Source organism: Paenibacillus sp. UNC217MF (assembly GCF_000686865.1).
GTDB lineage: Bacteria > Bacillota > Bacilli > Paenibacillales > Paenibacillaceae > Paenibacillus_B > Paenibacillus_B suaedae.
In genome coordinates, this window is sequence record NZ_JMLT01000003.1 from 215,834 (window position 1) to 238,907 (window position 23,074).

A 23,074-nucleotide genomic window follows, 5' to 3' on the forward strand; every position below is an offset into this window, starting at 1 on the left:
CTCGATCTTTTGTCTATCTAGCCCTTATTTCATATTGAGAAGATATATCAGCCTGTATTCCCTCATATCTGCATCACGATAGTTGCCCACTCCATGATCAGACAAGCTTTGCTTCATGCTATTAAAGCTCGCCGCTACTTATTCCACGAGCCCTTCGCTTTACTCTATACGTTTACTGAGCAGTCTTCTGCTCGGCGCCAAACTTCTGAATTGCGTTCAGTGCATCGCCCACTGTACGTACCGATACCAGCTTCATTTTCGTATTCATCGTTTCGAGCTTCGCCTTCGCTTCCGCATAATTGCCTTCTGGAGCAAGGAATAGCGCCGTCTTCTCACGATCAGCAGCCACAACCTTAAATTGAATGCCACCAATCACACCTACATTCCCGCCAGGTTCAATCGTTCCTGTTCCTGCTATCCGATAGCCTTCAGTTAAGTCTCCTGGGGTTAAGCGGTTTATCAGCTCCAAGGTAAACATAAGCCCAGCGGATGGACCGCCAATGTCACTGTCTTTGAAGGTTATGGTTTTTCCTTTATCCTCAGGTATAGCTTCCTTGCGTTGTCCGTACCGAAGACCAAAGCCAACTCGCTTCTCCTCTTTCTTATTTGGATCCGTCAGTTCCACCAATGTCGCCTTTACAAGCTTCTCTTTCTTGTCACGCTCAACCTTGACCTGCACCGTTTCTCCAGCTTTGCGGCCCTTCATAACTGCTTGTAATGCTTCGAAATCATTAACCGGCTTACCATCGACTTCGATGATCCGATCATTGGTCTCGAACTCATTGTGCGCAAGGTTCGGGTAGTTGTAAATAACATACACGCCTTCGGATTTCAATTGGTACGGGATCTTCAACTGGTTATAGGCAGCCAGTACCGCGCCTAGCTGGGAATCACTCATGTTGAACAATTGCTCAGTCACATATTCCTGTTCGCTTCTTCCTTGTAGGGAATCCGCCTTCTTCCCAAACTCGGCATGCGGGTCAAATGATTTCCATAATAGCAATGCAAGGTTCGCATATGTGCGGCGCACCGTGGTAAGCATAAATGTCCCTTCTTCTGTGTCGTCTCCAGCTTGGACACTTACCATTGGCTTCACCTGCTCGGCACTGCCCGGCGTATATATCACATATGGTGTTGGCATATACACCATCACATACAAGAACAAGAGTGCTGCAAAGAACCATTTCCAACTGCCTAATCGCCAACGCTTCGAGCCTTGGCTGTCACGTACTGCTTCTTCTTCCATTATTGCATTCCCTCCTGCTGCTTCCGCTCGCCCCTGCTTCGTTGTACAAACTGGTCTAAAGCCTGTCTTTGGTACGTACATATGTGGAAGTACCCTACTTCCAATACTGTTGCAAGAGGTGAACATCATGTTTTCATTTCGAACGCCGCTATCCCAACACCCGTTAACGACGCTGTTGATGGGAAGTATGGCAGTTCTTCTCGTTATTTGCATTGTATCGTATCCGGATCAAGCATTCCAAGCATCACTTCAAGGCTTGAAAATATGGTGGAACATTATATTCCCGGCATTGCTGCCGTTCTTAGTATTGTCTGAAATGCTCTATGCTTATGGATTCGTCCATGGACTTGGTTCCTTGTTGGACCCCCTTATGCGTTTGTTGTTCCGTCTGCCTGGAGTTGGCGGCTGGGCGTGGGCGGTCGGCTGGACGGCCGGCTATCCAGCAGGAGCCAAGGCTGTTGCCCAACTGCGCAATCAACAGGTTCTATCTCGTCAGGAAGCTGAGCGGCTGCTCTGTCTGTCCCATACGAGCAGTCCCCTTTTTATTATAGCAGTCGTAGGTGTTGGGTTTATGCAGAAGCCTGAGCTTGGGCTAATCATCGCCATTATTCACTGGGCTTCCTCTATCCTAACTACACTTCTAATGCGGTTCATTCACCGCATGCGCCCTGAGTCGCAACCATTACGCACATCTGCTTCACTATCGAAATCTCACCAGAAATTCTACCAACGGATCATTGGGCAGATGGAGGGCGCCCATCGTCAGGATGGCCGTCCCTTCGGCAGAATGCTGGGCGAGTCCGTTACTTCAGCTGTCCAAACCTTAATGATGGTCGGCGGCTATATGATGATATTCTCCGTTATCATTCAAGTGCTGCGCATCGCAATTCCGCAGGAGCTTGGCAAATATATCTTGAACGGATTGCTTGAAGTAAATTTAGCGGCATATACGCTCGGTTCAGCAGCGTTCTCATCTCCTGTATTTCAAGCAGCGCTGCTCAGTTCCGTTATTGCCTGGAGCGGCATCAGTGCTCTTCTTCAAGTTCACAGCATTATGAAGACGACGGATCTACGCTTCGGCCATTTTATACTATCCCGTCTGCTTCATGCCTTATGTGCATTTCTGCTTACTTATATGCTATGGTCGCCACTTCATTCCCTGCTCCAATCATCAGATTCAGCAATGTCAGCATTATGTACGCTAGCAACCAACCCATCCAATGCCTATGATGCGCCTGTGATCGCGGAATCAAGCAGCCTGCTTCCGTTATTGACTTTCATTAGTCATTTGCCAATATGGGCTCAAGCTTCCATGCTCATTCCCGTAGCCTGTCTATTCCTATTCACTTTATTCATACTGGCACAAACCGTTGGACGGCTGTTCACCCGAGGCTAAACAAAAAAGTCCATATCGACCGTTGATTCATACTGGCGACATGGACCTGCTGCTTACTTCGTATCTTTGTATTTATCACGCAGTGCCAATTCTACTTCAGGTGCCACCAATTCGCTGACGTCACCATTGAATTTCGCAATTTCCTTGACCATGCTTGAGCTCAGATAGGAATATTTCGGATTCGTCATCATGAATATCGTCTCCACTCGTGGGTTAAGCTTCTGATTCGTGGAAGCCATCTGCAGCTCATATTCGAAGTCGGTGACAGAGCGAATTCCGCGCACGATCACATGGCCCTGCTTCTGCTCCATATAATTGACCAGCAAATCACGGAAACTGTCAATTTCCACATTCGGGATATGCTGAGTAATCTGCCCAAGAAGCTCCTTCCGTTCCTCTACACTGAACGTTGGCTGCTTCGACAAATTGTTCAACACCGCTACGATGAGCTTATCAAATTGCTTAGCCGCTCGTTGTATAATATCAAGATGCCCAAGTGTAACCGGATCGAAGCTTCCCGGATACACCGCAATGCGCGGCTCATGCACTTGCTCTGTATGTTCCGTCATGACAATGGATCCTCCTTATGCCCTACAGCAGATTAAATTCTTCTGCGCGTTTCATTTCCTCATATGGTTAGAAGCTTATGCGTTCTGTTCAAGCTCAGCTTCCTTCTCTGTCTGTTCCTTGACCCGATATACCGTAATTCCAATTTCTCCGTACTCTGTTTTCTTCCATACGTAGAGAGGACCGATCTCTTCGGGATATTCATGCTTCGAGTCATGCTCAACGACAATCGTCGCATCCTCCGAGATTAACCCGTCATTCCACATGCCTTCCAGCAGTTCGTCCGCATCCTTCAATCGATATGGCGGATCAAGAAAAATAAGTTCAAATGAAATATCACGCTTCGTTAATGCCTTAATCGCCCGCTTGGCATCATTGCGGTATACTTCACTCTGCTCCGCGACCCCTGCCGCCTGAACGTTGTGCTTCACAACTTCGACAGCCTTGGGATCCTTGTCCACGAATATCGCTTGTTCCGCACCACGGCTTAGCGCCTCGATGCCAAGTCCACCTGTTCCTGCGAACAGATCCAGCACACAGCCGCCATCAAAATACGGCCCGATCATGCTGAACAAGGCTTCCTTGACTTTATCTGTCGTCGGCCGCGTCCCCATGCCGGGTACCGGCTTCAACGAGCGACCTCTTGCTGTTCCTGAAATAACTCTCAATTCACTCCACCCATTCTTATGCGCCTCAGCGCAGCTTATCCGTATAATCATGATGGTATGTAACGGTAAACTTCATGTATTTCGACGTTTATCGTATCACATTTTCTCCTAATTTGAAAAAGGAAAACGTGTCCTCATTCAGAGTTAGCTTCTTCATCACACAATCCCTCTATAAAAAGAAAAGCTCCTTATCCGGAAATTAGGGTTCCCGATAAGAAGCCTTATCTATCAACGTCAACTTAGCGATGCAGCTTCTGCAGCAGTTCCTTCACACTAACAAGCATCTGCTTGCGCGCTTCATCGTCAATTGTCGTCACGGAGGCAAAGAACCGATGTACAAGCACTTTCATGCCGACAAATTCAAAAATGCCGCTATCTGTCGTCTTCTGCATGGCCTCATACATGCCGCTCTGCTCATATTGCTCATGTGTGTTGCCATGTGTGGACAAGAGCAGCGCCGACTTCCCTAACAGCAGCTTCTCTATGCCGTCAGCACCATATTTGTAGGCGAAGCCATACGAAAACACACGGTCGATGTACCCCTTCATAATGGCAGGCATACTTGCCCACCAGATTGGATAAATCATGATGATATGATCTGCCCACGTAATATGACCCTGCTCCTCCTCAATATCAGGGGGCAGCTCATGCTGTCCGAACAATTCGAAGTCTTTAGCCGACAGCACCGGATTGAACTCCATTTCATACAAGTTGCGAACCAATGCGGCATGTCCCTGATCCTCCAATTCAGCTTGTACCATTTCCATAATGGCATGATTGAAGCTGTTCGGATTGGGATGTGCGTATATAATCAGATGCCTCAACTCGATCTCCTCCTACCTATGTGACCATCAACCCTGCTTATACAGCCGGGCATGTCCATTTTGGTTATAGGATGTGAGAAAGCGGCATCATTTATCGAGCCCTACAATTTTTTTTCGACATGTATATTTCTGCCCAATCGGGCAATCATTAAAGTATCGACATCATCGAATGTCGTAGACAACCGCGGAGAAGACTTACGTTTCCCCATAAGCTCTTCGTCCGGTTTCTCCTCTCCCATGAGGGTGTCCTAGCAATAGGGCACCCGTTTTAATTTACTCCAAACCCTTATTACATTAAGATTTCAAACGTTCTTTACATGTTGATTTATTCAGCGAGATTATCTTGGTGTGAGGACTTAATGGGGACTTAGCCAAAAGCGGGATACTCTGTCCAAGCAATATCCAACTATGCTCTTAACCGCTCACTAATTTCACTGAAGTGATGTATACGGCTGCTAAAGCATTATATTGCTGGATATGATGAACTTTTCAGAGTACCATTTTAATTCTCATGCTTTACGTTCTTCAAAGCTGTAGGGAGTTTCTTAGCACCGAAAACGATCTTTGCTTTTTTCGCTTCTTTTTCAGCACTTTTCTCCAATCGTTTCATGAGAAACATTTCAATGTTCTTTTTCATCCTTGACACCTCCTTTCGGTAGTAATGTTAAGGCTTGTACAAAGAGAACAATCGCTATAACACTAGATTGCAGAATTAAGTTACCACTTGCTATCAACATTGCTATGTACTTATACAGTATATCATTTTTCTGGACAGTAAGATCCTCAAACCAATTTGGGGCTCGAAAATAATAGATACAAACGGATACCAAAGTCAAAACAACAGCAGTCGTTTTCGATAGGAGTATCATAGGCGTTATCACACAAAACAATGAGGATATGATCATACATGCAGTTAGTGAAGAAAAATGTGCCCCTCCAGAAAACCTTCTACTAGCAGCTAATGCCACTAATGCTAGTATAGATTCATATAGATGTCCGAAGATAGTCCCTAAAGTAACTGTAATCAAGATTACTCCATATTTATTTAATTTCATTGCAATTCCATATTCTAAAACCTCTACATCAACATCACTCTCAGGGTTGTTCTTCTTCAATTTTATTGCAATGCTTCTCGATATCGCCTCTAACACTTTCGTAATCTCCCCGATCCGAGTAATAGTAAGCAATGCCAAAGCTTGCTAATGAAAGTATCATGAGCAATATGTAATTCTGAGACAGGATTATTAATAAAGTCAAGAATATCGTTACTGCCGATATCATTCCCGAAATAACAACAATTCGATGACTATACTCTGAATACTTAATTCTGAATGTATCATGAGGCGGCACGATGATGAATGAAAATCCTCTTCCCGTCATCCATAGGAATAAGGCAATGGCCGCACCAACAACAATAGAACATAATTGAATAGCGTTAACAGGGAACCCCGTATAAACAAATATTACTGATTTATCAGCTATCCCTATGGCGGCCAAACAGTAGTATACAATCATTTGGATCGATATGTATGCCGATAATCCTGATCCGATAATAAATGCTGCATAATGCAGCCTGTATTCCAACACGGAATAGTAAAACATTACAAATATGATATATTGCAAGGGCAAATCCAAAGCAGGTAAATTAATTACAGTCCTCATTAAAAATGAACATATTACTAATGCTACGGATAATACAAGTATTTTATACTTGTACCTTAATAAAGGCTGCTTATATATCTTTAGGATCAAAGCATTAACAACTGCAGCATCGAGGATACTAAATAATATGTAAGTTAAAGACTGACTCACTTTGCACCACCCTTTATAGTTATATAAGATTATTATAAGACAGTATCTGAGAGTATGGTAATGTTAATTGACATTATGAACCAACAAAAAAAGCCCTAGATGACCTAGAGCTTTGATCAATCATTATCTTTTACATCGAGTTCGACATAAGGATCATTCTCGCCGGTCTTTACACCATCTACTGGAATCCCAAGCACCTTCATTTGACCACCTTCCTTTTTATCCAGTATACCCAATGAAAAACCTACATGAAAGGAATTCGACTAGCTTGGGGATTCACCTAAGTTATTGAACATTTAAAATGTCGTCCACACTCACCCATTGCCTTTCCCCATCGAGTTAGCAACCTAACGCGTTTACCAAGTGAGTCTACACTTAACACAATACCTGTAAGCATACAACTCTCGAATGGGTCGTAGATCTCCATAGTTAAAACAGTTTGCTCCTGCATAGATTCCTGCAGCCTGCTGCCGATCAGCTCCCACTCTTATTCATCGATCGGAGAAGGTGCTCATGCTAAAACGATATCTAATCGATCGGGCCATTCTAAAATAGGAACAACCATGGACGTCTATGGGCATATTTTCGAATCAGTGGATCGAAAGACAACTTCCATTTTTGATGATGTATTATTCAGTGGCGATGGGGACTAAACTTGAAATTTGGGGACTAATTGTACTAATCATTACATTTTTTCGTCTTTTTTAGTCCATTACCAACAGTGCGCTTCCCTTATTCTATAAGTGTTTATCCATCATGACCGTTTAATACCGTTTATCCATTTCCACATTTCCCATGAGGTGTCCTAGCAATAGGGCACCCGTTTTAATTTGTCAGAAACCCTTATGTATGGAACTTATGATGCGTCTTGAAAAAAAGTTGATCCAAGGCTTGCCTTGGATCAACTTGATATTTAAACACACACACTATTTATATATCGGCATTACGTTACGACAAATTCGACGAGGATTGGGGTAGCAGGGTCAAGCGCATCTCCTCCAGGAATCGTTATCGTTGTTGTCGTTACTGTCGACGTATCTGCTGTCTGGATAGTGCCATTAATATAGAGAATATAATAAGCGAATAAACCTGGGAATGCTGTTGCTGCAGCACCAGCGTCATTCGTAAAAGCTGTTGCGGCAACAGCGAATGTGGCGCCAGTTCCAGTCCCGACTCCAATCGTAGCTGCAAATTTCCGACTTGCTACAAATGGTTGAGTAATAGGCATTATTTTCTCCTCCTTTTCTTAAGGGATGCTATATTAGATGCAAGTGGGACAAGTATTGAACCTTGCAGTTGTCTTAAAGAAAAAACACATTTAAAAACCAACATAAAAACTGCTCTGGAATATAACCAGAACAGTCTATGATCAGCATATGAAACAATCGTTCTTGGTTAATTCACAATAAACTCAACGATGAGCGGCGTGGCAGGATCAAGCGCATCGCCGCCAGGGATTGTTATTGATGTTGTCGTAACTATAGACGTATCTCCCATTTGGAGAATCCCATTGATATAAAGGTCATAGTAGGCAAATGAGGCTGGAAATGAAGTTGCTGCAGCACCAGTATCATTTGTAAATGCTGTGGCCGCAATCGTAAACGCAGCACCTGTTCCCGTGCCTGCTCCGATGGTCGAACTGAATTTCCTGCCTGCCAGAAACGGTTTAATAATTGCCATTTATTTCACTCCTCTTTTGGGATACCTTATCTAATGCTTATCCTAGAGGTACTGATTGTGTACATGACATGGTGAACGCTCAAGTTACAATTTGATCTTTTCCAAAAATAAGCATGCTTGCAAAATTTTCGTGTTTTCTTTCCTCCAACAATCTTGGAGAAAGAGAAAGTATACCTTCTTTGGTTAAAGGTCTTTCTCGACTTAAGGTAATATCTATGTATCCTATTTTTTCACCTCCTGTTGTAAGATTGCGGATCGAAATTATATCCCACATACAGGAAACAAGCGACTAATTGGCCCCTCATGATCTGTTCCCCGCTTTCTTAAGTTTGTTTGATCCCTAATCCGAATCACCCCATTTCCGCATGAAAAATTCGTATGAACTGAAGCGTTATAGGAACGCCGTCCACTGGCACCTCATCAATGGTTAATGCCCCAGCCGACACCTTGTACACAATAAGCGGCTGAAGAACGCCGTTGATGAACAAGTTCGTGTAGGATACAGTTGCCGGATCCAGTATGTCCGAGCTTCCGTATTGCGGCAGCGCATTCTCGTTCGTGTACGTGGATTTTACCCCGTCGCTTCTTGTAATGAATTGGAACGTTTCTACCCTCAGCACTTTGCCCGTCTCCGGTGGAGTCGGCGGTACCGGTGGAACAGGAAATATTAGCGCGCACCCAGGGGGTGGCCATATGCTTCCGGACGTCAGCCCACTCGCCTGGGCATATTCGAATTTCAGCTTACTACTCCAAGGTTTCGACGTTATGCGAATCACATTATCACCGTTCATATATCCACCTGTCCCCTTACCCAAATTTATGTCGTGCTTTGATAATGCTTATGATATTCATATCCTTTTAGCCTGCTTAGGGCATATGTACATTTCATAATCAAATCCGCAAAAAAAGGCTGCACAAGAGCCAATAACAATGCTCTGAAACAGCCCTTCGTCATCGTGTTCCGCAATATTCAGCCGAAAAACAAGCAACTTGATAACCATCATCCGGTCTCTGACCGGCCTTACCTGAAATTTATGTAGAAGCAACATATTTTCCACAAAGACAGCCTTCCTTCGAGATCAGTTCACGTTCACGGATAGAATAAGGAGTGCCTCTCATTCCAGCATCAAACATACTAGCTGTCCAAGGCCACTCCTTCCTTCCACCGCGGCATCGCGTTCAAGGCTCGTCCTTTTTGAACAACAGCTTAGATTTGAGGGGAGTTGTCATCTTTCTCCTGCTGATTGTCTCGCTTATCCCCCTTCTGACTGTCGTCTCGATCGTTACTTTTATCCTTCAATACAAAGATCGCCTTTTTGATTACATTTGGGACTGGCACACCGAGTCGGCCTCCATTCTCAACAATCGAAAGCACTTCATTAGCCATATAAAAATAGGTTGTCGCATCTCGAATCATCTCTTTGCTGTCAAACGCGATATCGATCTGATGAGCGAGTGCAATAATGAAGAAAATGAATACTTTGCGCGCTATCCCGATAAGACCGACCCGACTCAACAATTTCCCTTCAACAGCGGAAGCTAACATCCCTGTCACATAATCTAATATTACCATCGTTAACAGAACCTGAACTAACGCAGGCCATCCTCCAAATACAAACGAAAACGTCCCTCCAACAGCTGCAGCACCCGTTTTGAGTAGAAGATTGAATCGGTCCATGCTTGCCCTCCTCTGCAGTCGTATACACTTTGGCCTGTATCTAGCACTTTCAATGCCTCTGCTAGAGTATTGACGAAGCACTCGCAGACCCTGACTATATGTTATGCAGCATGCTCGTTGCCCGACAAAGGCAAGCCTCCTAACTCGCTTTCATTGCACAACAATGGTCAGGATGATTTTGATTTACTAGAATGAAAGATTTGCACTCAGTCAAATAATGGCCTAACCTCCGCTTCCCCCTGCACTTGATCAACAGCAAAATACGGTACCCCACGGAGTACCGTATCCCTATGCCCCTATTCCTTATTCAATATTCCGGCTCGCTTCAATTGTCCCTTTACCTTGGACTATCCGTTCATGGCTCACTTGAATGGATGATCCAAGATCCATCGAAATCCTTGCAGGAATGAGTTCGAAGGTAGAGACAACTGCCCGATGATCAGACGGCCATGGCGTAATCGCAATATCAGTATAGGGACCTCTCTCGCCTACAATACAGCTGTCAATCGTAGCAGACGGCCCTCCCGCATAGACAAAATCAATTCGATCATGGACTTCATCCGGTTCAATATGTCCATTCCCTCCTGGCGTCCAAGTCACGGCCGGCTTCGTGAGCGGATCCGAGTGCACTTCCCGATAGGAATCTCGAAACTGTAGCTGCTCCAATCGTATGGATACCGACCATTCGACAGCTACGCCAAAGTGCATGCTCTTCGCTTCATCTGTCCAATCCAGATGGGATGGAGCATTGAAATCGCCTGTGAGAAACACGGGAACGCCTTGACTTGCCAATTGTCCGAGCAGATGGAACCGACTGTTCATCTCCTGCATATGAATTCGGTTCTCGTTCGCCACCGCAGCTGCAGCATTCAGCCCATCCCGTATGTCATAGGGTCCATACGGCTCGTGGCACAGGTGAACATTGCTCATGGCAGCCACCTCGTCCGGCGCAACCTCTACCCAAATGAACTCCTTATGCGCCGATTGATGAAGTGGATACCGGCTCAAAATACTGTGCCCCTCATCATAGTAAAAGTTCAGCTTGCGAGCGAGCGCAGGAAGCTGTCCATCTGCTTCTTGTATGCCGATCACATCCGCTTCTGCGGTTCGAATGGCTTCCGCAACCTGAACAATCGAAGTACTGCCTCTCCAGATATTGAATGTCATTACCTTTAGGTTACGTCCGCTCTCCATTTCTTGAACAAACGTATCCCGCCTGTTCCTCATCACATAACTCCCTCCCCAACCCAGTAACCCAGGTTACGAACTCTCATAACGTGTATGAACCGCTACGGATGAACATGACAAAATGTATCGTTCTATCACTGACATTCTCCATAACGCTCGATTCCCCTTCTAGTCCTCTAAGAGAAAAACAAAAGCCGCTGAATGCTCAGCGGCTCAAATTCGTAACCATCATAGATGGAATGTTCCATTACGCATAGGGTTCTGCTAGACAGTACTCGTCCTCCATATGGCGAATCCATTCTTCCAGCTCATCCAGCTGTTCGAAGGTTCGTACTGCAATAGGAGCACGGTTAGGTACGTCTCGCTGCAAGATGACAGTATCGCCCGCCATCATGCGTTCCCTTGCATGTCTATAGATTGTATCCACCCGTTTCCAATCCTTGTGTTCATAAGCGCTCCCAATCTGCGTGAGATCGATAGTGATATTCATACGCTATCCCTCCCTTGAATGGGTATGCCTTACAATATATAATATAACCTATTTTTCTCAAAACGTACCCGATTTTTAAAGATGAGCCATCCAACTATACACCATCTGAGTTCGTGCTCTGTTCCTTGCCACGAACTCGCTTCTTCCCGAATAGCGATTTACTCCCTTGAATCCCCTTATCGACCAGGTTGTATATGCGCTTGGACTCCTTCGTTAAGAGCGGACCTAAGATCGCCAGCAACAATACATATAGCACGGCAAAAGATTGGACAACCGGTAGCAGCCCTCCAGCCTTGCCGATATTCGCCATAATAATGGAGAACTCTCCTCTTGAGGCCAATGTGAAACCAATGTTAATGGAAGCACGGCTCGATAAGCCTGCTGCGCGACCTGCCAGCATCCCTGCGATGACATTCCCGATTATTGTCAAGATCACGGCGACAATCGCCATACCAACTGCTCCCCCTAATGTCATCGGGTCAATCGTTAAGCCGAAGCTGAAGAAGAACACAGCCCCAAAGAAATCACGGAAGTTGATCACATAATGTTCAATCCGCTTCACATGCTGGGAATCAGCAAGTACAAGTCCTACTAATAGAGCTCCAATCGCCTCTGCCACATGCAGTGTTTCCGAAAATCCAGCTACGAGGAACAGTGTTGCCATCACCAAAATAAGGAACAGTTCTGATGATTTCCCGTTCAAGATTCGATCAATGAACGGCATCGCCTTGCGGCCCAAAATAATGAATAACAAAATGAATACAAGTGCAGATCCTGTTGTCATCAGTACCGTTCCGAGGGATGCGCCCCCGCTAAGTACAAGACCGGACAAAATGGACATATGAATGGCGATGAATAAATCGTCAAACATAATCATGCCCATAATCACTTCAGTTTCCGGATTCGCCGTCCGTTTTAAATCGACCAATACTTTCGCTACTATCGCGGTTGATGAACTTGTCATAATCCCGCAAATGACCAGTGTCTCCGCAAGTGGCATTCCCATCAGCCAACCTATCAACAAGCCGGAGACGAAGTTAATCGCAATATAGGAAATTCCTCCAACCACGATGGATTTCCCTGATTTGAGCAAGCGTCCTACGGAGAATTCCAGCCCCAAGTAGAACAACAGGAACAGTACCCCAATACGACCCATAAAATCAATAAAGACTGAACTCTCAATGAAACGGAAGTCAAATATCCAAAAATGCGGCGCGTGCGGCCCAACCGCCATCCCGATTAGAATATAGAAAGGAATGACAGAGAAGCGAAGCTTCGTTGCAATAACGCCCACTAGTCCAATTAAAGCAATAGCTAATCCAACCTCGAAAATAATCGTATCCATAGTTCACCCCGTTTTCTGCTTATTCGCTTCCACTTAACAGCCAAGGCTTAAGCAGCTTAATATGTTGTCTTTCCCCTGCAACGACAAGCGTTGTATGAGCAGATAACACGACATCAGGTCCTGGATTGATTATTTTCTTATCCTTTTCAAGAATCGCTATAATCGTTGCCCCTGTCGTTTCGCGTACTTTAATTTCTCCGATGCTCTTGCCAACGCAGGCTGCATGAGTCTCCACCTTGTACCATTCAATCATGAGGTCATCCAAGGCAACATTGACCGTCTCGAGTGCCTTCGGCTTATAGATAAGCCCACCAACGATAGCAGCAACTGCGCGCGCCTCGTCATCATCCAATGTCACCATCGAAATACTCTCTTCTTGATCCTGCTGATCAAAATGATACATCTCCCGACGTCCATCATCATGCACTATGATGACCAATTGATCTCCATTGCGAGCTTCCAACTGATATTTACGACCGATTCCTGGCAATTCTGTTTCTTTCATATTCAAATGAAATCCCTCCAACCGTCCATAGGTTTATTTTTCTCACATTGTGAAATAAGGAACTTTATATACATGTCAAATACATCTTTCTTGCAGCACAAAATAATCCATGTAAATAACGATTTTTAATGCCATAGAGAACATCTTGCACTGCTATTCCTTATTCAATTTCAAGCACAGTCTTGTGAATGAATGTAAGAGATTTACACTACGAACGTAGAGGTGAATTTGATAGGCATGAGAAATAAACGCTTCCGTATAACGAAGAAACAGCTGTGTAGATACCTAATAACAGGGGGCATACTAAAGGTGAATTCCTTGAAGAAGAGAATAAACATCACTACAATCTTCTTCACAAATAGCTGCTTCATGGCAGAGGTATGCCGTGAAACCGGTATAAACTGCTGCTCATGAAAAGACTTCGTCAGCTTGGAAGGATTGTTCCAGTTGACGCGATCTTCCTCGACCATAAACGTGGAAAATACCGAACACAAAAGCAGGAGGGCAACACACACAACACCAAGTATGCTGTTTTTCTCCCACTGCACACTCAATCTTGTCATATCGCACCCCCTGTCGTTAGTTAATCGTACATTTTTTTATTAGAAATAAAGATTATCATGCAGATCTGTATCAAGCAAGAAAGATCGAATATCCATTCTCTGGATGAAAGCGATTCCGCTCAACTGCAATGGTTCACTTCGACGCTCGAGTCGACATTGCGCCAGATGATTGTGGATCCTTATCATCACCATGACCGTCCTGTACTTCATGATCTTCCTTCTCATCATGAAATTCCACGCTCGATTGCGCTGTAATATAATCGAAGGGCGTATAATGAACCTCGACCGGCTCCCGCTTCACGAATTGCTTGTAACCAACCCATCCTACGATCATCATCAGAAATAAACTAAACATGCCGGTCATAACTGTGAAATAGATCATTGCATCCTCCTCAGTCGCAGAAATGAGCGTTACTAGATACTACGCAGTACAAGTGGAAACGTTTCATTTTTTCATAATCATTCATTCGTCTAATTACGGAAGCCCCCATCTGAATGGATAATTTGCCCCGTAATCCATTCTGCTTCGTCACTCACCAGGAATGACACTAAGCGCGCTGCATCCTCTGGTGTACCAATGCGCCCCGTTGGGAACTTCGGTCTTAAGAAGTCCTGCACGAATGCTTCCATTCCGGAATCGGTCGGACCAGGATCGATCGCATTCACCGTAATTCGATGAGAGGACAGTTCAGCAGCCAACGAAGTAGTGAAGGCGGATACTGCCCCCTTTGAGGCTGCATAAGCCAAGTTGCCAGGCTGCGGTTCCTTGTCCTGCCCGGACACGAAGTTCACGATTCTGCCGCCTACTTCCGCTGCCTCAAGCCGCTTCGCGAATTCCACTGATAACATCATCGTTCCTCTTACGTTCACGATACAATGATGATCGATAATCTGTGCCGTCACATGGTGATGGTCGACCTCTATACAATGTGTAGCATTGTTAATGAGGATCGTGGGTCTGCCTAGGCGATTCTCGACTTCATCCAGCAGCCGAACAGCAGCATTGGCATCGAAGTAATCGAGCTCCATATGTTCTACCCGAACCCCGTATTCCCTAAGCTCCTGTGCAAATTGCTCTGGCCAGCTGCCATTCGCGTCCTCATAGCCGGTCTCCTTATCGTAGTGGCACAAGTGTGTAAAGAACACATCGACGCCTTTCGCTGCAAGCTCTCTGCAAATAGCTGCACCAATTCCTTTGGAGCGGCTTGCTCCAGTTACAATTGCAATATTACGTCTATTCTCGTTGTACATATTTATCGTCTCCTTATGGGTAAGGAACGGCAATCGCAAGCGTATCGGAGATGCCCATGTACCAAAAAAAGCAGACACCCATGGCGTCTGCTTGGTCAGTTCATAGCACTTAACCTTGCGTTCCTTGTAATGGGTATAAATAGACACACCTATCCCGTCATCGAATCTCGTTCGGAATGGTACGATCTATTCAGTTACGGCTCCATTACAAAGTCCACATATTAAATATGAATCCCCTCTCATACATCTCCTATGCCCTATTGTATGCCTACATTCGTAATATATCAAGGTTTTCTCGCCATCATCCGCCGCGGGCTGCACGTACTGTGCTTGGGATGAGCTCACTGTCAAAAAAAGACGCCCGGCAGAATGCCGAGCTCCTCTTCTCATGCTTATGTCATTTCATGCGCCATTTTCAACTAGCGAACAAATCGCAGCCATACAATATCTCTTCCTTCATTGACCCCAATGCGCACGTTTGCTCCAGGATGAATACTTCGATACTCCTCACCCTGAAGATCAGTGGATCCAGTCAAGCGGAATACTTCCTCACGATCCCCCGAATGAATCGTAAGCCGCTCTGCCTCTATTGCCTTGACACTGCCTTCATATTCTTGCACGACAACAGCCGCCTTACCTGGCTCGATCATCGTGGAATTCACGAAGCCAATCGTAAATGCAGCGGTTCCACCAATAAGTACGATTACAGTTAGGACAATCCACATCCATTTTTTCATACGCAATTCCCCTTCTGACTGACTCGGTGCACATACCGCCTTTGCTCCATCAGCGTTTGCCTTCATTATAACATAGGCACTCATGTACCTCACCTTATCAATGACTACGGTGCTTATACTAAGTTCCTGATGTTTATCCTTGGGCAGAGTCAATCTGGGCAGGTTCGCCAAGCTCTAATACCGCCTGCTGCTCGGCAAGAATTCCTGTCATAATCGCTGCATACAATTCACCGATGACCGCACTGGATTCATTGAACGGCTCCAAGCCATCCATCGTCAATACACCGTACGTTCCAAGTGAAATGCAAATCAATGAGCGATAAGGACTCTTCGATTCTTGATTGCGTTCCCAATCCTCGTCTTTCAGCACATCTGCACATTGGACAGTAACCTGCTTACGGAAGGAACGTCCCGCTACAGAGCGATCGATATGAAGATGGCGCTGTCCAACATAATGGTTCGGGAAGCCAACCGAAGCAAGCTGTAGAATTAGTATGGGCTCCTCATACTTCCAAATGCCGCAGCGATGATGACCGCCTGGAGCGCACTTCATATCTACGGCGAGCATATCCAACATCCGCTGCAGCAGGAAGTTCGATTCGTGAAGAACAGCATACGGGTCTGCCATTCCCCGCAACCCATTAAGCGCATCAGCGAACGGCTTCATATTGCGCAGCGCGGACAGCATTTGAGAAGATGCGTGCTCCGTGAGGCCTCCTGTCACTTGCAAATTGTCCACTTTATCCTGCAGCAGCTTCATTCGATCCTCCCGATTGAGCACCTCATGAATAACTTCAGTAAACTTCTTGTTAATATAGAGTGTCTTAATGAAATAAAACACCAATCCTGCCGCAATCACAACAGCAAAGAGCTGATATGACCAGGCCGGCAGCTTGTCAAGCATCGCTTTAATGATCGCTTCCATATCGTCCCTCCTCTCTTACCTGTCCTTGGATCAAGAATATGACGGATAATGAGCGAACATGCATTCTGCCTTTGATTTTTTTCGAATATAACAAGAAAGAACCGTTCAGTCCTCCCTGATCAGGAAGCAACCGAACGGTTCTCTGTATCCCAAACTCGTGCTTGATTATCCGTGTTGATGCCGGACTGCTGGTCGTACCGGGATGGAACGACTGCGTGTCGTGCCAATCTGTACCGTCCACGTAATTACCTTGCCTGCTATGCTGACAGCTAGTATCGTATACAGCGTGTCGACAAGCGGCAGGAAGAATAAGGACAGCAGCAATACCGCTATATCAAAAATAATAAATACTGTACCTATGCTTAAGTTCATCTTACGGCTCATAAATAATGCCAGAATGTCATCACCACCTGAAGCGCCTCCATGACGCAGCACGAGACCTGCTCCAAGTCCTGTCAACAATCCAGATAGAACAGCTGCAAGCACCATATTACCGCCTAGATTCATATTCCATGGCGAAAAGCGCTCGCACATCTCGTACGTTAACGAGAACACTCCTGTTGCAATTGCCGTATTCATAATGAATGTCCGCCCTTTCAAAAACCAGGCAGCAATAAATACCGGAACATCCATGCATAACACGGTCAGCGCCGGCGACCAATTAAACGTATACTTGCCAAGCAGCGCTAAACCAACAAACCCGCCTTCAGCCAAATGATTCTGAAAATTAATGTGATAATAACTGAAAGCCAACAACATTGATCCTACCATCATCCAAAAAATCTTACGTAATTGTTCGTTCCCCATCTTCGTAACCTCTCGTTTCGTAATGTAGCCCTTCGACTAACCGAGAGGAGACGGATAGGGGTTCCTATCCTTCGAACCATCATAATTCACGCATCCTTCTCGTGTCAGTCTCCGTCATAGCGACAATTGACAAATCAACGAGAAGAAGCTAGATGTAAGAAAGATCATAACGTTTCCAGACTGTCCTTTGGGGTTTCATCCTTCGGGGACGCATTGGTATCCTGATCCTTTCTTGTTTTGTCTTTTGTATTGCTTTACTGATTGTATTATACCATAATGTATATTCCCTCTAAACCAATCCCATTCTGCAAATATCGCTGTCGTTCGGATTTATTTGCAATGAACTGCTCCGAGCTTGGCATAGTCCTAGTTAAGATCGATATCCTCCCTGATTTCCTCCGAATTACTCACAAATTGGACACTTTTACATTTCATTTTTCAATTTTGTCCTATTCGTTGTTGCGTTCCTCTTCTGTTACTCCTCTATTTTTTCATCATGTTCATAAAGCTATCATATTTAGTGTGCGCGAGATCACATTGTGACGAATATCACATCTATAAAATAACAGCATAAACCACTGTGATGCCGCATGCATTCGTTCATAATCTACTGCGCATCGTATGATCGTCATTAATTAAGGAGGAAACTCTTATGTTACAACCTCGCACGATTGAAATTGTGAAATCTACAGTTCCTGTATTAGCTGAGCACGGCTCTCAAATTACAACACGCTTCTATCAGCTCTTGTTCAGCAATCATCCAGAGCTGCTTAATGTATTTAACCATGCCAATCAACGACATGGCAAACAGCAGATGGCACTTGCCAATGCGGTCTATGCCGCTGCAGCGAATATTGACCGATTGGAGACAATCTTGCCAGTCGTACGCCAAATTGCCCAGAAGCACCGGGCACTTAACATCAAGCCAGAGCACTATCCAATTGTCGGCAAGCATCTTCTGCTTGCTATCAAGGATGTACTAGGCGAAGCTGCTACTGATGACATTATTGAAGCCTGGGCAGAAGCATATGGCGTTATTGCCGACGTATTTATTCAGGTAGAGGCAGAAATGTACCAGGAAGCCGAACAGCAAATCGGCGGCTGGTCAGATGTGCGACGCTTCCTCGTTGTCCGCAAAGTGGAGGAAAGCGACATGATCACCTCCTTCTACTTGAAGCCTGAGGATGGACAGCCAATCTCCTCCTTCCTTCCTGGCCAATATTTAACGGTTCGGGTTCAGCCGGAGGGACATGAAAATACCCATTATCGCCATTACAGCTTGTCCCAAGCCCCTCAATCCGATACTTACCGCATTAGCGTAAAGCGCGAGAGCGGCGGCGAACATGCACCTGCCGGCATCGTCTCCACCTATCTGCATGACGAGGTGCAAGTAGGTGATGTCATCGAAGCGACTGCACCTGCTGGCGATTTCACGTTGAAGCCAGGTACGGCCCCAGTTGTGCTGATTGGCGGCGGTGTTGGGCAGACACCTCTTCTCAGCATGCTGCACACGCTGGCGGCAGCAGAACCGAAGCGGGATGTCTATTCAATTCATGCTTCGCGCAATCAAGCGGCGCATGCTTTTGGTCAAGAAATGAATGATCTAGCCGCTCAGCACAGCCATATCCACACTTTCTTCTGTTATGAGAAAGGCAGCGAGGCAGAAGCTTCTGTTCACACCGGCTTCGTGGACGCGCAGTGGCTTAGCTCCATCGTTCCCGCTTCCGTATGGGAGGATGCGGACATTTACTTCTGCGGCCCAGAACCATTCATGAAGGCCATCTACCGAGCAGTGAAGCAGCTTGGGGTTTCTCCTGAGCGTATTCATTACGAATACTTTGGCCCAGCAGGTTCCTTAGAAGTTTAAACCGCAATGACGACAGAAGGGACACTTCTTGCGCTCAGCAAGGGTGTCCCTTCTTCATGTTCGTTATCCGAATCTCTTAACATTCTCTATATACAACTGTTGGGAATTAGAATACTTTTTTCAGTTCCCGCTCTTCCTTCAAAATCTCGACAGCCTCCCGGAAGCGCAAGGAGTGCACGACTTCCCTCTCACGCAGGAACTTCAATCCATCCTGCAAGTCGACATCATCCGTCATGTCGATTAACCATTGATACGTAGCACGCGCCTTCTCTTCTGCCGCAATATCCTCATACAGATCCGCGATCGGGTCGCCCTTGGCCTGTATGTAGGTCGCCGTCCATGGATCACCAGCCGCATTGCTGTAGAACAGCGCTTTCTCATGCGCTACAAAATGTGGCCCCAGCCCTGCATCTTCCAGTTGTCGCGGTGTTGCATCCTTCGTCAGCTTATATACCATCGTGGCGATCATTTCGAGGTGAGCAAATTCCTCGGTCCCAATATCCGTCAACAGCCCAATTACTTTATCTGGTATCGTATACCGTTGGTTCAAGTAGCGCAGCGCCGCTGCCAGTTCTCCATCCGCCCCCCCATATTGCTCCATCAACAGCTTCGCCATGCGAGGATCACACTTGCTGACACGTACTGGATATTGCAGCTTCTTCTCATAGATCCACAATTCCGCATTCCCTCCTGTCCATCAAGTTATTTGCCGCCTGACGACACACTGCTAAACCTGCCATGGCCAAGGCGTGGTAGCCCATGTAAATGGACAGCCCGAATAAGAATGGCCGAAGTTCATAAGCGGGCCATACTGCTCTTGGAACTGATGGGCAACCTTCATTCGCTCACTAACGTAGTAATTGAACTGCTGAATCGCCTGCAGATCTCCCGGATGAGTGTCCAAGTACAGATTCAGCTCCAATAATACGAAGTCGATTACTTGCAGCTGCTCCAAGCTTCTGCGGTATTCCTCGGTTTGATAAGGATGTACACTCATCGTCAAGCTTCTTCCTCCCCTCGCTGGTTTCTGCGGGAATGGTACGGGCTGTATAGGGCAGGCCATAAGGTTCCACAGCGTAGTGCCTGCGCAGGTGGAAACTGTGGGAGATTAGGCGGCTGGAACGTGATGAACTGGTTGATGGGTACGACAAAGACGGAATAAGGCAGTGGCGGACAGGGGTCACACGGACTTCGGAACGGGAAAAATACACGCTCCTGCGGCACAGCCTGTTCCGTCGGACAACAGCCGCTTCTCTCTTGCTGTCCAACCGGAGGCAGATCTTCTGAAGCTAAATTTCGCTGTAATTCGTGTTCCATGACACTCTTTACGCCTCCTTGCATTCATGTTCGCATTTACTCGATCTCTTACTTGTATGTGAGAGTAGGAATGTCCCATGTACATAATTTAAGCCAAGATGTGACAGATCTGCTTCTCTGTACACCTTGGCTTTGTTGGCGGTATAGGAATGAATGTCAAATGATAAAGAAAGAGTGTTTAGCTTCGTTTCTGTCGCTTACGATACAATCCCTTTGTTGGTGATGCCGTATATCGCTTGCTGTTCGCCAAATCTTTGCACCGTATCCCGGAAGCTCATGCCGATTCGTTCCAAGAGCCTGCATGAGGCCTTGTTCGCAGCTTGTGTTTCGGCGATCACTTCAGGCAATCCTAGTTCGCGAAATGCGTAATCAATCACTGCTGTAACTGTCTCTGCCGCATATCCAGAGCCCCACCATTCAGGCAGGAGCTCATAAGATACCTCCGTACTGACGCCATCATGGTGCGTATCCAGAGAAATCAACCCGATAAACGCATTCGTTTGCTTTTCTCTAATGATCCAGAACGAGGCTCCTTCCTGAGAAGCAAGCATTCTGCGGAAGCTGCCTGTAATCGCCTCTTCCTCTGTCCATGCCCCGCCCAGATATTTGCGTACCTCCTCGTTCACATACAGCCGTCTTACATTATCATAGTCACTTGCTTGCAGCTTGGTAAGTGTACAACGTTTCGTCTCAAGCAACATATAGCCCTCCGATATGATTACAGGATTCAAAATGATCCTCCTATTAAAGCACACTTGGGTGGCATTTGAAATCCCATCCTATATCTTTATTTACATAGATCTATATCTACACCGGCACGAGCCCTCACGGCACAGCGCTTGTCAGCTTCAAATAGCTCGCGCATGTTTATGTAATTCCTAAGCATGCGTGTTATCCATTCTACCCGTGTTGACCCTGACGAAGAAGCCGATTTACTGTTTCCCGCCGCACACCAATAAATTGGCCGATTTCTTCTTGTGTCAATAATTCGGTAATAGGCATCGTATCCGCATAGCTTCTCAGCCATGCTGACAACAGCTCTAGTCGTTCACTCGGTGTCCCGATAGTCAAATGATCAATGCGCTGCTGCATGAAACGCAGCTTATCTTGAAGCAGCTTCGCAACATCCAGCGCCTTGTCCGGCTGCTGCCGCAAGCCTTCATACCACTCCTCAGCCGGAATCCGTTCCACGACCGTCTTAACCATCGCGATCGCTGTTCCGTGACATTCCTTCGGCGTGATTAAGGAATGATGCGGGACGATTTCGCCCGTGTATACGAGGTTGAACAAAATAATATTGCCGTTCTCATGCAAGCGTGTAACCTTGCACAGCCCGCTTATAATGCGGTACAAATACGTTCCTTGATCTCCTTGTCGAAATAAAACTTCTCCCCGATGCAGTGTCATAATCATTTTTGCTGCCCCCCTTAATTGCCGTTCCGTCTATGAATGCTGCCGCATTCGCACGTATGTTGTACCTATTGTACCGATTTCTCACCCTTTTGACCACGTTTGGTTGTTGAAATACGAATATTTGTTCGGTATTATGGATATAATAAGAACAAGGGTTCCCCTTCCGCTCTTTTTAAATAGATATCTCATGCCTCACACGACATGAGGCCATGCATATGGCACACACGCGATATATACAAGGAGGAAGAACGCGCATGGGCACACCATTCGCATCGAACGGCTCTCCCCCCCACAACGGAGAAGATGCCTACATCGTCAAGCAATATATTATTCAAACGCTAATCTTGGATGTGCTGGAACGCGACATTGAACGGATTGGAGCCTCTAATTTGAAGATGGCCGACATCTACACACAATGTCTAAGACAAGCACAAGATAATGTTTCTCTCGATTTGTACCGCCTACGCAAACAGTTTCGCAACCGCGGCATTAAAGTGTATGAGGAGGAACGGCTTGAACATGGGATTCGTGTCCAATACGTATGCCGAGGCTATCAACATTCGTTCTACATGCTGCGCGGCTTGATTCGTGCAGAGGTGAAGAACCGCATGCAGGCTTACTTGAACATTGCCGCCTCCCAAGCTTCGAATCCAGACACAAGTATGGGCAGTCCCCTTACTCGGCACCAATAGGTTTACAGCCCCATATTCACCGCTGCCTCATCTTATCCACTTCCTCAGAACAATGCCCCTTGGCAAGGACGGAGCAGCCGCTCTTCTGATGTTTGCTAAGGGG

At 46.0% G+C, this 23,074-nt stretch carries 29 protein-coding genes; 3 read left to right on the forward strand and 26 right to left on the reverse strand.

Features of this window, described 5'->3' with window-relative positions:
• Positions 1 to 172 precede the first annotated feature (172 nt).
• Positions 173 to 1,246 (reverse strand): YlbL family protein, encoded by a 1,074-nt coding sequence (locus BP95_RS0101070; RefSeq protein WP_021256605.1) that lies wholly within the window; start codon positions 1,244 to 1,246, stop codon positions 173 to 175.
• 127 nt (positions 1,247 to 1,373) lie between these two features.
• Here BP95_RS0101070 and BP95_RS29320 point away from each other — a divergent pair, with 127 nt between their 5' ends.
• The gene (locus tag BP95_RS29320; RefSeq protein WP_021256606.1) at positions 1,374 to 2,642 is read left to right on the forward strand and encodes a nucleoside recognition domain-containing protein; all 1,269 of its coding nucleotides are present in this window, start codon (positions 1,374 to 1,376) and stop codon (positions 2,640 to 2,642) included.
• 53 nt (positions 2,643 to 2,695) lie between these two features.
• Here the strand turns inward: BP95_RS29320 and coaD are convergent, their stop codons facing one another.
• The 20 genes from coaD to BP95_RS0101185 all read right to left on the reverse strand — a co-directional run bounded on the left by coaD (position 2,696) and on the right by BP95_RS0101185 (position 17,682).
• Complete coding sequence (gene coaD / locus BP95_RS0101080; RefSeq protein ID WP_021256607.1) at positions 2,696 to 3,211, reverse strand: pantetheine-phosphate adenylyltransferase; 516 nt, start codon at positions 3,209 to 3,211, stop codon at positions 2,696 to 2,698.
• A 75-nt stretch (positions 3,212 to 3,286) separates the two neighbouring features.
• Positions 3,287 to 3,877, reverse strand: coding sequence for a 16S rRNA (guanine(966)-N(2))-methyltransferase RsmD (gene rsmD, locus BP95_RS0101085; RefSeq protein ID WP_028531219.1), 591 nt, complete (start codon positions 3,875 to 3,877; stop codon positions 3,287 to 3,289).
• 239 nt (positions 3,878 to 4,116) lie between these two features.
• The gene (locus BP95_RS0101090) at positions 4,117 to 4,701 is read right to left on the reverse strand and encodes an NAD(P)H-dependent oxidoreductase (protein ID WP_021256609.1); all 585 of its coding nucleotides are present in this window, start codon (positions 4,699 to 4,701) and stop codon (positions 4,117 to 4,119) included.
• A gap of 502 nt (positions 4,702 to 5,203) precedes the next feature.
• Positions 5,204 to 5,338, reverse strand: a complete 135-nt coding sequence (locus BP95_RS34160; protein WP_260612203.1) for a hypothetical protein — start codon at positions 5,336 to 5,338, stop codon at positions 5,204 to 5,206.
• The gene (locus BP95_RS0101100) at positions 5,322 to 5,816 is read right to left on the reverse strand and encodes an accessory gene regulator B family protein (RefSeq protein ID WP_021256610.1); all 495 of its coding nucleotides are present in this window, start codon (positions 5,814 to 5,816) and stop codon (positions 5,322 to 5,324) included. Before BP95_RS0101100 ends, BP95_RS34160 begins: the two co-directional genes overlap by 17 nt.
• Complete coding sequence (locus tag BP95_RS32845) at positions 5,797 to 6,513, reverse strand: hypothetical protein (protein WP_028531221.1); 717 nt, start codon at positions 6,511 to 6,513, stop codon at positions 5,797 to 5,799. Before BP95_RS32845 ends, BP95_RS0101100 begins: the two co-directional genes overlap by 20 nt.
• Positions 6,514 to 7,456: 943 nt before the next feature.
• The gene (locus BP95_RS0101115) at positions 7,457 to 7,741 is read right to left on the reverse strand and encodes a DUF4183 domain-containing protein (protein ID WP_021256612.1); all 285 of its coding nucleotides are present in this window, start codon (positions 7,739 to 7,741) and stop codon (positions 7,457 to 7,459) included.
• Positions 7,742 to 7,908: 167 nt separating this feature from the next.
• Complete coding sequence (locus BP95_RS0101120; protein WP_021256613.1) at positions 7,909 to 8,193, reverse strand: DUF4183 domain-containing protein; 285 nt, start codon at positions 8,191 to 8,193, stop codon at positions 7,909 to 7,911.
• 350 nt (positions 8,194 to 8,543) lie between these two features.
• On the reverse strand, positions 8,544 to 8,984 hold the full coding sequence (locus BP95_RS0101125) for a DUF4183 domain-containing protein (RefSeq protein WP_021256614.1): 441 nt from the start codon (positions 8,982 to 8,984) through the stop codon (positions 8,544 to 8,546).
• A gap of 416 nt (positions 8,985 to 9,400) precedes the next feature.
• Positions 9,401 to 9,871 carry a phage holin family protein gene (locus tag BP95_RS29325; protein WP_021256616.1) on the reverse strand — a complete coding sequence of 157 codons (471 nt, stop codon included), beginning with the start codon at positions 9,869 to 9,871 and terminating at the stop codon, positions 9,401 to 9,403.
• A 303-nt stretch (positions 9,872 to 10,174) separates the two neighbouring features.
• Entirely contained in the window at positions 10,175 to 11,098 is a 924-nt protein-coding gene (locus BP95_RS0101140) for an endonuclease/exonuclease/phosphatase family protein (RefSeq protein WP_021256617.1), read from the reverse strand.
• A gap of 208 nt (positions 11,099 to 11,306) precedes the next feature.
• Complete coding sequence (locus BP95_RS0101145; RefSeq protein ID WP_021256618.1) at positions 11,307 to 11,549, reverse strand: hypothetical protein; 243 nt, start codon at positions 11,547 to 11,549, stop codon at positions 11,307 to 11,309.
• A 94-nt stretch (positions 11,550 to 11,643) separates the two neighbouring features.
• Positions 11,644 to 12,894, reverse strand: coding sequence for a cation:proton antiporter (locus BP95_RS0101150; RefSeq protein ID WP_021256619.1), 1,251 nt, complete (start codon positions 12,892 to 12,894; stop codon positions 11,644 to 11,646).
• A gap of 19 nt (positions 12,895 to 12,913) precedes the next feature.
• Positions 12,914 to 13,399, reverse strand: coding sequence for a cation:proton antiporter regulatory subunit (locus BP95_RS0101155; protein WP_036592496.1), 486 nt, complete (start codon positions 13,397 to 13,399; stop codon positions 12,914 to 12,916).
• A 203-nt stretch (positions 13,400 to 13,602) separates the two neighbouring features.
• Positions 13,603 to 13,962 carry a hypothetical protein gene (locus BP95_RS0101160; RefSeq protein ID WP_021256621.1) on the reverse strand — a complete coding sequence of 120 codons (360 nt, stop codon included), beginning with the start codon at positions 13,960 to 13,962 and terminating at the stop codon, positions 13,603 to 13,605.
• Between the two features lie 133 nt (positions 13,963 to 14,095).
• Entirely contained in the window at positions 14,096 to 14,344 is a 249-nt protein-coding gene (locus BP95_RS0101165) for a DUF3951 domain-containing protein (RefSeq protein ID WP_021256622.1), read from the reverse strand.
• A gap of 89 nt (positions 14,345 to 14,433) precedes the next feature.
• Complete coding sequence (locus BP95_RS0101170) at positions 14,434 to 15,213, reverse strand: SDR family oxidoreductase (RefSeq protein WP_036666481.1); 780 nt, start codon at positions 15,211 to 15,213, stop codon at positions 14,434 to 14,436.
• A 419-nt stretch (positions 15,214 to 15,632) separates the two neighbouring features.
• Positions 15,633 to 15,950, reverse strand: coding sequence for a hypothetical protein (locus BP95_RS0101175; RefSeq protein WP_155987170.1), 318 nt, complete (start codon positions 15,948 to 15,950; stop codon positions 15,633 to 15,635).
• A 133-nt stretch (positions 15,951 to 16,083) separates the two neighbouring features.
• Entirely contained in the window at positions 16,084 to 16,875 is a 792-nt protein-coding gene (locus tag BP95_RS29330; RefSeq protein ID WP_021256625.1) for a hypothetical protein, read from the reverse strand.
• A gap of 165 nt (positions 16,876 to 17,040) precedes the next feature.
• Positions 17,041 to 17,682 carry a YitT family protein gene (locus BP95_RS0101185; RefSeq protein WP_028531224.1) on the reverse strand — a complete coding sequence of 214 codons (642 nt, stop codon included), beginning with the start codon at positions 17,680 to 17,682 and terminating at the stop codon, positions 17,041 to 17,043.
• 652 nt (positions 17,683 to 18,334) lie between these two features.
• Between BP95_RS0101185 and hmpA the strand changes: the two genes are divergently transcribed.
• Positions 18,335 to 19,549 (forward strand): NO-inducible flavohemoprotein, encoded by a 1,215-nt coding sequence (gene hmpA / locus BP95_RS0101190; protein WP_028531225.1) that lies wholly within the window; start codon positions 18,335 to 18,337, stop codon positions 19,547 to 19,549.
• A gap of 106 nt (positions 19,550 to 19,655) precedes the next feature.
• Here the strand turns inward: hmpA and BP95_RS0101195 are convergent, their stop codons facing one another.
• The 5 genes from BP95_RS0101195 to BP95_RS0101215 all read right to left on the reverse strand — a co-directional run bounded on the left by BP95_RS0101195 (position 19,656) and on the right by BP95_RS0101215 (position 22,279).
• Positions 19,656 to 20,225 (reverse strand): manganese catalase family protein, encoded by a 570-nt coding sequence (locus BP95_RS0101195; protein WP_021256628.1) that lies wholly within the window; start codon positions 20,223 to 20,225, stop codon positions 19,656 to 19,658.
• A gap of 51 nt (positions 20,226 to 20,276) precedes the next feature.
• Positions 20,277 to 20,546: a spore coat protein CotJB gene (locus BP95_RS0101200; RefSeq protein ID WP_028531226.1), complete on the reverse strand. Its 270-nt coding sequence runs from the start codon at positions 20,544 to 20,546 to the stop codon at positions 20,277 to 20,279.
• Between the two features lie 2 nt (positions 20,547 to 20,548).
• Positions 20,549 to 20,866 (reverse strand): spore coat associated protein CotJA, encoded by a 318-nt coding sequence (locus tag BP95_RS0101205; RefSeq protein WP_081677085.1) that lies wholly within the window; start codon positions 20,864 to 20,866, stop codon positions 20,549 to 20,551.
• 197 nt (positions 20,867 to 21,063) lie between these two features.
• The gene (locus tag BP95_RS0101210) at positions 21,064 to 21,597 is read right to left on the reverse strand and encodes a GNAT family N-acetyltransferase (protein ID WP_327194873.1); all 534 of its coding nucleotides are present in this window, start codon (positions 21,595 to 21,597) and stop codon (positions 21,064 to 21,066) included.
• 169 nt (positions 21,598 to 21,766) lie between these two features.
• Positions 21,767 to 22,279, reverse strand: a complete 513-nt coding sequence (locus tag BP95_RS0101215) for a Crp/Fnr family transcriptional regulator (RefSeq protein WP_036666483.1) — start codon at positions 22,277 to 22,279, stop codon at positions 21,767 to 21,769.
• Positions 22,280 to 22,533: 254 nt separating this feature from the next.
• Between BP95_RS0101215 and BP95_RS29335 the strand changes: the two genes are divergently transcribed.
• Complete coding sequence (locus tag BP95_RS29335; RefSeq protein WP_051613960.1) at positions 22,534 to 22,971, forward strand: YhjD family protein; 438 nt, start codon at positions 22,534 to 22,536, stop codon at positions 22,969 to 22,971.
• The last annotated feature ends 103 nt before the right edge of the window (positions 22,972 to 23,074 follow it).

Coding starts and splice junctions, on each gene's coding strand:
- BP95_RS0101070 (WP_021256605.1), bottom strand. CDS start 1,246: ATGGAAGAAGAAGCAGTACGTGACAGCCAAGGCTCGAAGCGTTGGCGA.
- BP95_RS29320 (WP_021256606.1), top strand. CDS start 1,374: ATGTTTTCATTTCGAACGCCGCTATCCCAACACCCGTTAACGACGCTG.
- coaD (WP_021256607.1), bottom strand. CDS start 3,211: ATGACGGAACATACAGAGCAAGTGCATGAGCCGCGCATTGCGGTGTAT.
- BP95_RS34160 (WP_260612203.1), bottom strand. CDS start 5,338: ATGAAAAAGAACATTGAAATGTTTCTCATGAAACGATTGGAGAAAAGT.
- BP95_RS0101115 (WP_021256612.1), bottom strand. CDS start 7,741: ATGCCTATTACTCAACCATTTGTAGCAAGTCGGAAATTTGCAGCTACG.
- BP95_RS0101120 (WP_021256613.1), bottom strand. CDS start 8,193: ATGGCAATTATTAAACCGTTTCTGGCAGGCAGGAAATTCAGTTCGACC.
- BP95_RS0101125 (WP_021256614.1), bottom strand. CDS start 8,984: ATGAACGGTGATAATGTGATTCGCATAACGTCGAAACCTTGGAGTAGT.
- BP95_RS29325 (WP_021256616.1), bottom strand. CDS start 9,871: ATGGACCGATTCAATCTTCTACTCAAAACGGGTGCTGCAGCTGTTGGA.
- BP95_RS0101140 (WP_021256617.1), bottom strand. CDS start 11,098: ATGAGGAACAGGCGGGATACGTTTGTTCAAGAAATGGAGAGCGGACGT.
- BP95_RS0101145 (WP_021256618.1), bottom strand. CDS start 11,549: ATGAATATCACTATCGATCTCACGCAGATTGGGAGCGCTTATGAACAC.
- BP95_RS0101150 (WP_021256619.1), bottom strand. CDS start 12,894: ATGGATACGATTATTTTCGAGGTTGGATTAGCTATTGCTTTAATTGGA.
- BP95_RS0101155 (WP_036592496.1), bottom strand. CDS start 13,399: ATGAAAGAAACAGAATTGCCAGGAATCGGTCGTAAATATCAGTTGGAA.
- BP95_RS0101160 (WP_021256621.1), bottom strand. CDS start 13,962: ATGACAAGATTGAGTGTGCAGTGGGAGAAAAACAGCATACTTGGTGTT.
- BP95_RS0101165 (WP_021256622.1), bottom strand. CDS start 14,344: ATGATCTATTTCACAGTTATGACCGGCATGTTTAGTTTATTTCTGATG.
- BP95_RS0101170 (WP_036666481.1), bottom strand. CDS start 15,213: ATGTACAACGAGAATAGACGTAATATTGCAATTGTAACTGGAGCAAGC.
- BP95_RS0101175 (WP_155987170.1), bottom strand. CDS start 15,950: ATGAAAAAATGGATGTGGATTGTCCTAACTGTAATCGTACTTATTGGT.
- BP95_RS29330 (WP_021256625.1), bottom strand. CDS start 16,875: ATGGAAGCGATCATTAAAGCGATGCTTGACAAGCTGCCGGCCTGGTCA.
- BP95_RS0101185 (WP_028531224.1), bottom strand. CDS start 17,682: ATGGGGAACGAACAATTACGTAAGATTTTTTGGATGATGGTAGGATCA.
- hmpA (WP_028531225.1), top strand. CDS start 18,335: ATGTTACAACCTCGCACGATTGAAATTGTGAAATCTACAGTTCCTGTA.
- BP95_RS0101200 (WP_028531226.1), bottom strand. CDS start 20,546: ATGAGTGTACATCCTTATCAAACCGAGGAATACCGCAGAAGCTTGGAG.
- BP95_RS0101205 (WP_081677085.1), bottom strand. CDS start 20,866: ATGGAACACGAATTACAGCGAAATTTAGCTTCAGAAGATCTGCCTCCG.
- BP95_RS0101215 (WP_036666483.1), bottom strand. CDS start 22,279: ATGATTATGACACTGCATCGGGGAGAAGTTTTATTTCGACAAGGAGAT.
- BP95_RS29335 (WP_051613960.1), top strand. CDS start 22,534: ATGGGCACACCATTCGCATCGAACGGCTCTCCCCCCCACAACGGAGAA.